This is a genomic window from Microbacterium sp. NPDC090225 (assembly GCF_044772365.1).
GTDB lineage: Bacteria > Actinomycetota > Actinomycetes > Actinomycetales > Microbacteriaceae > Microbacterium.
In genome coordinates this window covers 1,131,712-1,143,925 of the sequence record NZ_JBIVYS010000001.1, presented here as the reverse complement: position 1 = coordinate 1,143,925, position 12,214 = coordinate 1,131,712, and the positions used below count along the sequence as shown (strand labels likewise).

At 69.5% G+C, this 12,214-nt stretch carries 8 protein-coding genes; 5 read left to right on the top strand and 3 right to left on the bottom strand.

The features are described from left to right. Positions 1 to 6: 6 nt before the first annotated feature. The gene (locus ACIQTT_RS05575) at positions 7 to 870 is read right to left on the bottom strand and encodes an Fpg/Nei family DNA glycosylase (RefSeq protein ID WP_402787156.1); all 864 of its coding nucleotides are present in this window, start codon (positions 868 to 870) and stop codon (positions 7 to 9) included. Between the two features lie 58 nt (positions 871 to 928). Further along, positions 929 to 1,492, bottom strand: coding sequence for a GNAT family N-acetyltransferase (locus ACIQTT_RS05570; protein WP_402787153.1), 564 nt, complete (start codon positions 1,490 to 1,492; stop codon positions 929 to 931). Between the two features lie 181 nt (positions 1,493 to 1,673). Between ACIQTT_RS05570 and mfd the strand changes: the two genes are divergently transcribed. The 5 genes from mfd to ACIQTT_RS05545 all read left to right on the top strand — a co-directional run bounded on the left by mfd (position 1,674) and on the right by ACIQTT_RS05545 (position 10,712). Then, positions 1,674 to 5,255, top strand: coding sequence for a transcription-repair coupling factor (gene mfd / locus ACIQTT_RS05565; protein ID WP_402787150.1), 3,582 nt, complete (start codon positions 1,674 to 1,676; stop codon positions 5,253 to 5,255). A 104-nt stretch (positions 5,256 to 5,359) separates the two neighbouring features. Further along, positions 5,360 to 5,521: a hypothetical protein gene (locus ACIQTT_RS05560; RefSeq protein WP_402787147.1), complete on the top strand. Its 162-nt coding sequence runs from the start codon at positions 5,360 to 5,362 to the stop codon at positions 5,519 to 5,521. A 61-nt stretch (positions 5,522 to 5,582) separates the two neighbouring features. Next, on the top strand, positions 5,583 to 6,194 hold the full coding sequence (locus ACIQTT_RS05555) for a gamma carbonic anhydrase family protein (RefSeq protein WP_402787144.1): 612 nt from the start codon (positions 5,583 to 5,585) through the stop codon (positions 6,192 to 6,194). Beyond that, entirely contained in the window at positions 6,187 to 9,126 is a 2,940-nt protein-coding gene (locus ACIQTT_RS05550) for an aminotransferase (protein WP_402787141.1), read from the top strand. Before ACIQTT_RS05555 ends, ACIQTT_RS05550 begins: the two co-directional genes overlap by 8 nt. A gap of 158 nt (positions 9,127 to 9,284) precedes the next feature. After that, on the top strand, positions 9,285 to 10,712 hold the full coding sequence (locus ACIQTT_RS05545) for an APC family permease (RefSeq protein ID WP_402787138.1): 1,428 nt from the start codon (positions 9,285 to 9,287) through the stop codon (positions 10,710 to 10,712). 63 nt (positions 10,713 to 10,775) lie between these two features. On the opposite strand, the gene gdhA is transcribed toward ACIQTT_RS05545, so the two are convergent. Continuing rightward, positions 10,776 to 12,146, bottom strand: a complete 1,371-nt coding sequence (gene gdhA / locus ACIQTT_RS05540) for an NADP-specific glutamate dehydrogenase (protein ID WP_402787135.1) — start codon at positions 12,144 to 12,146, stop codon at positions 10,776 to 10,778. Positions 12,147 to 12,214 lie beyond the last annotated feature (68 nt).

Sequence of the window (12,214 nt, the reverse complement as noted above, 5' to 3'; positions counted from 1 at the left end):
CTCGGCTCATTTCAGCAGCCGCGACAGGCGCCGATCGGCGAGCACCTTTCCGCCCGTCTGGCAGGTGGGGCAGTATTCGAGAGAGCGGTCGGCGAAGAACACGCTGCGCACGGTGTCGCCGCAGACCGGACAGGTCTCGCCGCGGCGGGCGTGCACCTGCATCCCTCGGCGCTTCGCGTCCTTCAGGTCGGCGGGTGGTTTGCCGGATGCCTCGGCCAACGCCTCGCGCAGCGTCGCCTGCATCGCGGTGAACAGGGAGTCGATCGCCGCATCATCGAGCGTCGCGGCGATCGCGTAGGGCGACATGCGCGCGGCGTGCAGGATCTCGTCGGAGTAGGCGTTGCCGATGCCGGCGATCACCGCCTGGTCGCGTAGCAGACCCTTGATCTGCGTGCGCTTGCCGTCCAGGAGACCGGCGAACACGTCGCGGGTGAAGGCGTCGTCGAGAGGATCCGGGCCGAGACGGGCGATGCCCGGCACCTCGGCGGGATCGCGTACGACGTACACCGCGAGGGACTTCTTCGTGCCCGCCTCGGTGAGGTCGAATCCGCTGCCGTCGTCGAGCGCGACGCGCAGGGCGATCGGCGTCTTACCGGGCTTGATGATCGTGGTGGGCAGGGTCTCGTACCACCGCAGCCAACCCGCCTTCGCGAGGTGGAAGACGAGATGCAGATCGTCGCCGCAGGAGAGCACGATGAACTTGCCCCGCCGCGAGGCGCCGCTGATCACGGCACCGTGCAGGGCCGTGTTCGGCGGGTCGTAGGTCTTCAGCGCCGCGATCGCCGCGACGCTCGTGCGCGTGATCGTGCGCCCCACGACGCGCTCGCCGAGGAAGTCGACGAGCCCCTGCACCTCCGGCATCTCGGGCATGCGAACATCCTGCCACCGGCATCCGACATCGTCACCCCGGTACCGGGAAGGAGACGGTTCAGAGCACGGGCCAGGCCACCGGGGCCCGGTCATCGGTGGGGAGGAGCCCCGCCACCCAGCCGTCGTCGCGGCCGCGCGGGCCGGTGAGCAGCTGACGCTGGAGACCCTCGTAGCGGAAGCCGAGCGCGCGGGCGGCGCGGGCCGAGGGGACGTTCCCGACAACGGCGCGCCAGGTGAGGCGTGCGAGACCCAGCTCGTCGAAGCCCCAGTCGATGACGGAGCGGGCCGCCTCGACGAGATATCCCCGACCGCGGGCGGATGCCGCGACCCAGTAGCCGAGTTCGGCGTGGCCACCCGCATCGTGCGGGGTGATGTGGTGCAGCCCGATCGAGCCCACGAGCTCCTCGCCCGCGTGCATGCTCCAGACCGCCTGCGACCCGTCGTTCCACCACTCTCCGGTCAGACGCACGTAGTCGGCGGCGTCGTCGCGCGAATAGGGCGAGGGAACGGTGGTCCAGCGCGGGATCTCCGGGTCCTGGCACGCGGCCGTGATCGCCTCGATGTCGGCGTCGGTCGGCGCCGCCAGCACGAGGCGCTCGGTTTGAAGTCGTACAGCTTCCATCGGCCCAACGTAACGCCTGTCCTCTCCTTCCGCCGAGCTCCCCCTTTCTGCGCGACATCTCCCTCTGCGCACCGTGCGCAGAGGGGGTGCTCGTGCGCAGAGGGGGAGTTCGGCACCGGGACGGCGGATGGGACGGGCGGAAGCCGGAGCCGATGTCGGAGGCGGCGGCTAGTCTTGTCCGGTGACTGTTCCAGGGATTCTGCGCGCCTTGGAAGAGGCGTCTCTGTACCGTGAAGCGCTCGGCTGGGCTCAGACCGATGCCGACCTCGGGCTCGTCGACGGACTGGATGCTCCGGCCCTCGCGGGACTCCTCGCCAAGCGCGCCGCCGCGGGGCATCCGCAGGCGTTGCTCGCCGTCGTGCCCACGGGCCGTCGCGCCGAGAGCCTGGCGCAGGCGCTCGGCTCCTACATCCCCGACGCCGAGGTGCTCACGTTCCCGGCCTGGGAGACGCTGCCCCACGAGCGCCTCAGCCCGAGCCCCGACACGGTGGGTCTCCGACTGCAGACTGTGCGCCGCATCCGCGAGTGGGCGGGTGATCATCCGCTCGTCGTCGTCGCCTCCGTGCGCGCGGCCCTGCAGCCGATCGCCGGCAACCTCGGCGAGATCGAGCCGCTCGAGCTTGCGATGGGCAGCCGCGGCCTCGAACTCGACACCGTCGCCGCCCGTCTCGTCGAGCGCGCCTACTCGCGTGTCGACATGGTCTCGCGCCGCGGTGAGTTCGCGGTGCGCGGCGGCATCCTCGACGTGTTCCCCGCGATCTCCGAGCACCCGTACCGTGTCGAGTTCTTCGGCGACGAGATCGACCAGATCCGTGCGTTCTCGGTCGCCGATCAGCGTTCCCTCCCCGGAGACATCGGTGCCGTCGATCTGCCGCCCAGCCGCGAGCTGCTGCTCACCGACGACGTGCGCGACCGCGCGCGTGCGCTGATCGGTGGCTTCCCGGCGATCGCGGGCATGCTCGAGAAGATGGCCGAGGGCATCCCGGTCGAGGGCATGGAGTCGCTCCTGCCCGCGGTCTCCGGACCCCTCTCGTCGCTCGCCGAGTACCTCCCTGCGGGGGCGGCGACCGCCGTGGTCGACCCCGAGCGCTCGAGCGCCCGAGCCATCACCCTCGGCGAGACCAACCGCGAGTTCCTCGACGCGGCGTGGAGCGCAGCGACCTCGGGTGCCTCCGCTCCCATCGATCTCGGCGCGGGCGATTTCCTCACGATCGCCCAGCTGCGCGAGGTCGTTCGCGACCGTGGCGGCGTGTGGTGGCGGCTCAGCCCCTTCGGCGCGGGCCTCGGCGAGGACGACGCCGAGGCGGCGAACCTCGACGCCACCGTGATCCCGTCGTTCCACGGCAACGTCGACGGCGCGATCTCGTTCGTCGCCGGGCGCATCGCCGAGGGCTGGCGCGTCGTGGTCATCGCCACCGGTTCGGGTCTCGTCGATCGCGCCCGTGACGTGCTCGCCGATCGCGGCATCGCCGCTCGCATCCTTCCCGAGCTGAACGATGCGCCCGAGCCCGGCGTCGCGACCCTGCTCACCGGCTCGGTCGAGGCCGGATTCCAGGTGCCGGAGGCGAAGCTCGCCGTCCTCACCGACAACGAGTTCTACGGTCGCACGATCGGCGGCGACCAGCGCGTCGTCAAGAAGCTCGCCTCCCGCCGCAAGAACGTCGTCGACCCGCTGCAGCTCAAGCAGGGCGACTTCGTGGTGCACAACACCCACGGCATCGGACGCTTCGTCGAGATGACGAAGCGTGAGGTGTCGACCGGCGGCCGCAACGCCACGAAGTCGGTGCGCGACTACCTCGTGCTCGAGTACGCGCCGTCGAAGCGGGGCTACCCGGGCGACAAACTCTACGTGCCCACCGACCAGCTCGACCTGCTCTCGAAGTACGTCGGCGGCGAGGGGCCGACCCTCTCGAAGATGGGCGGCAGCGACTGGTCGCAGGCCAAGGGCAAGGCCCGCAAGGCCGTGCGCGACATCGCCGTCGAACTCGTCAAGCTCTATTCGGCGCGCATGAGCGCGAAGGGCTACGCCTTCGGCCCCGACACCCCCTGGCAGCGCGAGCTCGAGGAGGCGTTCCCCTTCGCCGAGACGGCCGATCAGCTGCAGACGATCGACGAGATCAAGGCCGACATGGAGCGGCCGATCCCGATGGACCGTCTGCTCTCGGGCGACGTCGGCTTCGGTAAGACCGAGGTCGCCGTGCGCGCCGCGTTCAAGGCCATTCAAGACGGCAAGCAGGTCGCGATGCTCGTGCCGACGACGCTGCTGGTCAAGCAGCACCTCGAGACGTTCACCGAACGCTTCGCCGGGTTCCCGGTGAAGGTGCGCCCGCTCTCGCGCTTCCAGACCGACAAGGAGGCCCGCCTCACGCTGCAGGGTCTGCTCGACGGCACGGTCGACATGGTCATCGGCACGCACCGCATCCTCACCGACCAGGTGATGTTCAAGGACCTCGGTCTGATGATCATCGACGAGGAGCAGCGGTTCGGCGTCGAGCACAAGGACACGCTCAAGAAGATGAAGACGAACGTCGACATCCTCGCCATGAGCGCCACCCCGATCCCGCGCACGCTCGAGATGGCGGTCACCGGCATCCGCGAGATGTCGACGCTGGCCACGCCGCCGGAGGATCGGCATCCGATCCTGTCGTTCGTCGGTCCGCGCAGCGACAAGCAGATGGCCGCCGCGATCCGCCGCGAGATCCTGCGCGAGGGCCAGGTCTTCTTCGTGCACAACCGGGTGCAGTCGATCCAGCGCGTCGCCGCGCAACTCGCCGAGCTCGTGCCCGAGGCGCGCATCGCGGTCGCGCACGGGCAGATGGGCGAGCATGCTCTGGAGCAGGTCGTCGACGACTTCTGGGAGCGCAAGTTCGACGTGCTCGTCTCGACGACGATCATCGAGACCGGTCTCGACATCTCGAACGCGAACACGATCATCATCGACCGTGCCGACCGTTACGGCCTCAGCCAGCTGCACCAGCTGCGTGGACGCGTGGGCCGTGGTCGCGAGCGCGCCTACGCCTACTTCCTGTACGACGAGATGAAGCCGCTCAGCGAGACGGCGGCCGACCGACTGCAGACGATCGCCGTGAACAACGACCTCGGTTCGGGCATGCAGGTCGCGCTCAAGGACCTCGAGCTGCGCGGCGCGGGCAACCTGCTCGGCGGCGAGCAGGCCGGTCACATCGCCGGCGTCGGGTTCGATCTGTATCTGCGCATGATCGGCGAAGCCGTCTCGACGTTCCGCGGCGAGGAGGTCGAGTCCGGCCAGGAACTGCGTCTCGAGTTGCCGCTCGACGCACGCATCCCCGAGTACTACATCGACAGCGAGCGTCTGCGGCTCGAGGCCTATCAGAAGCTGTCGGCAGCCTCGATCGCGACAGCGAAGGACGACGCGATCGATCTGGTGATCGACGAACTCACCGACCGCTACGGCACGCCCCCGGCCGAGGTCGAGGGGCTCATCGCGATCGCCCGCCTGCGCCGCCGTGCGGCCCGTGCCGGGCTCGCCGATGTCGTCGTGATGGGGTCGAACCTGCGTATCGCTCCGGCTCGCCTCGAGGATTCGATCAAGGTGCGCCTGCAGCGCCTCTACCCGAAGGCGAAGCTCGTCTCCGGAGGCGAAGCGCTGGTCGTGCCGATGCCCACGGTGCCGGCCGCGGTGGGGGTCGGGCTCGAACCCCTCCCAGATGCCGAGCTGCTCGAGTGGGTGGGACAGCTGTTCACCGCGATCTTCCCGGAGCCCGTGAAGGCGGAGACCGCGTAGCCCGAGCGACCGCATAGCCCGCGAGACTGCGTAGCCCGCTAGACCAGCAGAGGGCGCGCGTCAACGGGGTGTGGCACCTGTGCAGGGCGGCGGATGCTGAAGCCATGTGGATTCTCCTGATCATCCTGCTCATCGTGTGGGCCGGCCTCGCCGTCTTCGGCTTCGTGGTCAAGGGCCTCGTCTGGCTCGCCGTCCTCGGCATCGTGCTGTTCCTCGCGACCCTCGTCATCGGCATGCTCCGACGCACAGCAGCCACCAAGGAGTGACCGAGGCGCGACCGAGGAGGAGGCCTCCCACCGCGCGCTCCCGCGCCACTACGCTGTGAGCATGTTGTACGAGCACCTCGGGGCTCGGCCCCGGATCCACGACACTGCCGTCATCGCTCCCACCGCCGTCGTCTCCGGCGACGTCGAGATCGGAGAGGGCTGCCAGGTGCTGCACGGCGCCGTGATCACGGCCGAGGGCGGGCTGATCACGCTCGGCGCGCACGTGATCGTGATGGAGAACGCCCTCGTGCGGGCGACCGCCGCGAACGCCGTGCACATCGGCGATCACACCCTCGTCGGCACGCTCGCGAGCATCGCCGGCGCCACGGTGGGCGAGGAGGTGTTCCTCGCCTCGGGTGCGCGGATCTTCAACGGCGCGGTCGTGGGCGCGCGCAGCGAGGTGCGCGTCAACGCGATCGTGCAGCGCCGCGCGCGCGTTCCCGAGGGCACGGTCGTGCCGATCGGCTGGGTGGCGGTGGGCGATCCGCTCCAGTTGTTCTCGCCGGATCGCGATGCCGAGATCGCCGCGGCCCAACCCGACCTGGACTTCCCGGGGCACGTGTTCGGCGTCGATCGCGACACCCCGGATCTGATGGTGCAGCTCACCGAACGGTACGGTTCTTCGCTGGCGCGGCACGCCCATGACCTCCCGCTCGGCGACGTCCGTGGCTGAGGCCGGCGCAGGGCTCGTCCGGCCGGACCTCGACGAGGGCGACGCCGCACGCATCGCCCGCGATCTCTACGGCGTCGAGGTCGTCGCGAGCGAGCTCGGCAGCAACCAGGACCGCAACTTCCTGCTCACGGAGGCCGGCGGCTCGCGCAGCGTCCTCCGCATCGACAACCCGGTGTTCGGCGACGAGGCGCGCGAGGCCCAGCACGCCGCCCTCGAGGCCTACCGGGCGGCGGGTGTGGCGGTGCCGGCGGTTCTTCCGGGCCTCGACGGGGCGCTGACCCAGCGCTGGCGAGGATTCGCCGTGCGCCGCAGCGAGTTCGCCGTCGGGGAAGAGGTCGTCGACGCCGGATATCTCGCGCCGGTCGTGCTCGCCGAGTTCGGAGCACTCGCGGCGGCATCCGTGAACGCGCTCGCGCCCCTTCGGCATCCGGGGCTCGATCGCCCGCACATGTGGGACATGCGCGTGGCCTTCGACGAGACGGCGAAACTGGCGGACTCGATCACCGACGACGCGCTGCGCGGGCGCGTGCTCGCGGCGTCCGGGGAAGCCCGGGTGGCGCTCGCCGCGGTCGAGGGCGACCTTCCGATCCAACCGATCCACGGCGATCTCACCGATGACAACGTCATGGGCCGACGAGGCGCCGACTCCCGCCTGCACCCGCACACCGTCCTCGACCTCGGCGACCTGGCTCTCGGATGGCGCGTGGCCGAGCTCGCGGTGTGCGTGTCGTCGATGCTGCATCACGAACCCGATCGCCCGTTGCGCGTGCTCGACACGGTCGCCGCCTTCCACGCCGATGCGCCGCTGAGCGAGGCGGAGGCCCGCGCGGTCTGGCCGCTCGTGGTGCTGCGCGCCGCGCTCCTCGTCGCCAGCGGGTGGCGGCAACTCGAGATCGACGGCGACAACGACTACGCCCGCGAACGGATCGCGGGGGAGCAGGCGATCTTCGACGCGGCGACGCTCCTGTCGCTCGCCGAGATGTCCGAGCACGTGCTCGAGCGACTCGGCGTCGAGGCCCCGCAGTTCTCGGGTCGGGCAGAGGGCGCGCCGCTCACCGCGCTGCTCCCGGACTTCGCCGGCGCCGTCGAGGTGGTCGATCCGGGCGTCGAGTCGGACGCCCTCGACGCCGGACGCTGGCAGCGAGCGGATGCCGATGCGGCCCTGGTCGTGTCGGCGCTGGCCGCGGGAGCCGGGGCGGCCGTGCTGCCGTACGGGGTGTTCCGGCTGACCCGCACGCGCATCGATGTCGCGGATGCCGCACCCACCTGGCCCGTGCACACGGAGATCCATCTCGGGCCCGGTCCTCGGCTGCGCGTGACGAGTGCCGTCGATGGAGCGCTGCGGGCGAGTCGCGAGGAGCCGCGCATCGTCCTCGACGGGTGGGTCGTCGACCTGCGCGGTGTGGAGATCGACGACCGGGCGGCGATGCGCGTGTCTGCGGGCGACATGGTGGGGTGGCTCCCGGCATCAGACACCGACCGCGTTCTCACCCTCGGCCTCCGGCGGTCGGATGCGCCGGAACGGCCTCCGCGCGCTCCCGGCGCCGCGCTGGTCGAACCCGCGCGCGTGCCGGCCTGGCGGCGTCTCACGGCCGATCCCGCGCCGCTGCTGGGCATCCCGTCCCTCGCACAGCACGACGAGTCCGCCGAGGAGCTCGCGCGGCGCGAGCGGATCTTCGCGGGTGCGCAGGAGCGCTACTACGAGCATCCGCCGCAGATCGAGCGCGGCTGGCGTCACCATCTCGTCGACACGACGGGTCGCTCCTACATCGACATGGTGAACAACGTCGCCGGTCTCGGGCACGGCCACCCGGGGGTCGCCGCCGCGGCCGATCGGCAGCTGCGCACGCTCGGCACGAACTCGCGTTTCCTCTTCCGCGAGCTCGCGGAGTACAGCGAGCGCCTGCTCGCACTGATGCCGGAGGGGAGCGGTCTCGATACCGTGCTGCTCGTCAACAGCGGCTCGGAGGCGGTCGACCTCGCGATCCGTCTCGCGCAGGCGGCGACCGGGCGTCGCACGGTCGTGGCGCTGCGCGAGGCGTATCACGGCTGGACGATGGCGAGCGATGCGGTGACCACGAGCGCCTACGACAACCCGTTCGCCCTCGAGACGCGGCCCGACTGGGTGCACGTCGCCGACGTGCCCAATCGGTATCGCGGCACGTACCGGGGCGATGGCACGGCGGGGTGGTATCTCGACGACCTCTCGTCCGATCTCGTCGCCCTCGATCGCGACGGCCGCGACGTCGCCGCCTTCCTGTGCGAATCGGTGCTCGGCAACGCCGGGGGAGTGCTCCTGCCCGAGGGGTACCTCGCGGGCGCCTACGATCGTGTCCGCGCCGCGGGCGGTCTGTGCATCGCCGACGAGGTGCAGGTGGGCTTCGGCCGCCTGGGATCGACGTTCTGGGGATTCGAGCAGGCGGGCGTCGCACCCGACATCGTCACGATCGCCAAGCCCATGGGCAACGGCTTCCCGATCGGCGGGGTGATCACCTCGAAGCGCATCGCGGATGCTCTCGCCACGCAGGGGCAGTTCTTCTCGTCGGCCGGGGGCAGCACACTGAGCTGCCGCGTCGGACTCGCCGTGCTCGACGCGATGGTCGAGGACGACCTGCAGCGCAATGCCGAGAACATCGGCGCGCGGCTGGCCGCCGGGCTACGCGCGCTCGGCGACGAGCATCCGATGGTGGCCGTCGTGCACGGCACCGGGCTGTATCTGGGCGTCGAGCTCGTGCGCGACCGCGAGACCATGGAGCCAGCGGATGCCGAGGCCGCGGCGATCTGCGAACGGATGCGTGAACTCGGGGTCGTGGTGCTGACGACCTCGGAGCGGTCGAACGTGCTGAAGATCAAGCCGCCGCTGTGCCTGACGGCGGAGAGCGCCGACCATGTCGTCGCGATGCTGGGGCGGGTGCTGCGCGAGGGCTGGTGACCCCGTGATCTTCGAATCACGCGCATTTTCGTCATGTTAAATGCGTATTTCGAATCGAAATTGGGGGTCGCGCTGAGGAATACCTGTGCTCCATACTGATCCTCAACCGCCGGCCGACCCGAGTCCGGCCCCTGGCGCTGTTCCAACGAGGAGTACCCATGGCACTGAAGACGAAGCCGCTCGCGCAGGGCGGCGGAACGCTCAGACGGAATCTCGGCCTCTGGGCCATCGTCGGTCTGGGACTCGGATACATGACGCCCACCGTGGTGTTCGACACGTTCGGCATGGTCGCGCGGGACACGAACAACGTCGTTCCCGCCGCCTATCTCGTCGCCCTCGTCGTGATGGTGTTCACGGCCATCAGCTACGGCAAGATCGCCGGGGCCATCCCGAGCGCCGGTTCCGCGTACACCTACGTGCGCGAATCGATCCACCCGAACCTCGGGTTCATGGTCGGATGGACCTCGTTGATCGACTACGTGCTGCTGCCGATGGTCAACTGCCTCATCATCAAGAGTTACCTCGAGGCGATGTTCCCCGAGGTCCCGGCCTGGATATGGGTCGTGCTGTACTGCATCCTCGTCACGAGCATCATCTACATGACCATGCGCGGCACCTCGAATCTCAACGTGATCCTGCTGATCTTCTCGATCATCGTCATGGTCGTGTTCGTGGTGCTCGTGGTCGCGCAGCTGCTGCGCGGCGACGGAGCGGCGACCATCCTCTCGGTCGGCGCGTTCCTGCACGACGACGTCACGTTCACCGCCGTGCTGACGGGTGCGACCATCGTCTGCTTCTCGTTCATCGGCTTCGACGCGGTCACGATGTACGCCGAGGAGGCGAAGGACCCGAAGACCATGCCGAAGGCGATCCTGCTCACCGTCCTGATCGGCGGCGGCATCTTCCTCGTCTCCTCCTACGTCTCGCAGCTGCGGTTCCCGGACTGGAACGAGTTCGCCCCCGGTGGCGACATGCAGTTCGTCGAGGACTCGACGCTGCCGATCATCGGCGACCTCGTCGGCGGCAACGTCTTCATGGCGGTGCTCACCGCCGCCGGCTTCTGCGCCACCCTCGCCTCGGGTCTCGCGTCGCATGCCTCCGTCTCGCGCATGCTGCTCGTGATGGGCCGCAACAACGTGCTGCCGCAGAAGGCCTTCGGCTACATCAACCCGCGCACCCACACGCCCACGTTCAACATCGTGCTCGTCGGCGTGATCTCGCTGCTCGCGATCCCCTTCACGCTCGAGCTGATCGCCGCGTGGATCAACTACGGCGCCCTGATCGCGTTCACCTTCGTGAACATCTCGGTGATCGCCTGGTTCGCCATCCGCAAGGGCCGCCGCAAGACGCCGGCCGACATCTTCAACTACATCGTGATGCCGACGATCGGCATGCTGCTCACCGGGCTGCTCTGGGTCAACCTGCACCAGGACGCGCTCATCGGCGGTCTCACCTGGACCGCGATCGGATTCGTCTACCTGCTCGTGATCACGCGCGGCTTCCGCAAGAAGGTCGCAGCCTTCGACGAGAACCAGGCCGTGACCGGGTTCAACAAGGTCGTGAAGGTGCCGGTCGACGAGAGCTGAACGCGCCCGCGCGCACGAAGGGCCGTCTCCCGAGGGTCAGGGGAGACGGCCCTTCCGCAGGGGTCAGATGACGCCCTGCGCGAGCATCGCCGCAGCGACGCGTTCGAAACCGGCGATGTTCGCGCCGGCCACGTAATCACCCTCGACGCCGTAGCGCTCGGCCGCGTCGAAGGACGCACGGTGGATGTCGCCCATGATCTCGCGCAGCTTGTTCTCGCTGTCGCCGAACGTCCACCGCTGACGCGAGGCGTTCTGGCTCATCTCGAGGGCCGAGGTGGCGACGCCGCCGGCGTTCGCCGCCTTGCCGGGGGCGAAGAGCACGCCCGCCTTCTGGAACGCCTCGACGGCCTCGGGCACGCACGGCATGTTCGCGCCCTCGGAGACCGCGCGCACGCCGTTCGCGATGAGGGCCTGGGCGTCGGCGAGGGAGACCTCGTTCTGCGTCGCCGAAGGCACGGCGATGTCGACCGGCACCTCCCAGACGCTGCCACCCTCGACGAAGCGAGCGCTCGGGCGACGGTTCGCGTACTCGACGATGCGAGCGCGCTCGACCTCCTTGATCTGGCGCAGCAGATCGACATCGATGCCGGCGTCGTCGACGACGTAGCCGGAGGAATCGGATGCCGTCACCGGAACGGCGCCGAGCTGGGTCGCCTTCTGGATCGCGTAGATCGCCACGTTGCCCGAGCCCGAGACGCCGACGCGCTTGCCCTCGAAGGAGTCGCCCTTCACGACGAGCATCTCCTGCGCGAAGAAGACGGCACCGTAGCCGGTGGCCTCGGTGCGCACCTCGGCACCGCCCCAGCCCGTGCCCTTGCCGGTGAACATGCCCGACTCGTGGCGGTTGGTGACCTTGCGGTACTGGCCGAAGAGGTAGCCGATCTCGCGGCCGCCCACGCCGATGTCGCCCGCGGGCACGTCGGTGTGCTCACCGAGGTGGCGGTACAGCTCGTTCATGAACGACTGGCAGAAGCGCATGACCTCGGCGTTCGAGCGGCCGTGCGGGTCGAAGTCCGAACCGCCCTTGCCGCCGCCGATGCCCTGGCCGGTGAGCGCGTTCTTGAAGATCTGCTCGAAGCCGAGGAACTTGATGATCGAGAGGTTGACCGAGGGGTGGAAGCGCAGGCCGCCCTTGTACGGCCCGAGCACCGACGAGAACTGGATGCGGTAGCCGCGGTTGACCTGCAGCTTGCCCGAGTCGTCGACCCACGGCACGCGGAAGAGGATCTGCCGCTCCGGCTCGACGAGACGCTCGAGGATGCCGCCGTCGACGTACTCCGGGTGCGCCGCGAGCACCGGTGCGATCGACTGCAGCACCTCGTGCACCGCCTGGTGGAACTCGGGTTCGTGCGGGCTGCGGGTGAGCACCGTGTCGAACACGGGCTGCACGGCGGCGTCGAGCGGGTGGAAGGCGGCAGGGGAGAGTGCGGTCACGCGAAAGACTTTCTGGGGTGGGGGAGGGTGGTGCAGGCGATCGTGTCGCGTGAGGCTTCGCCGGATCA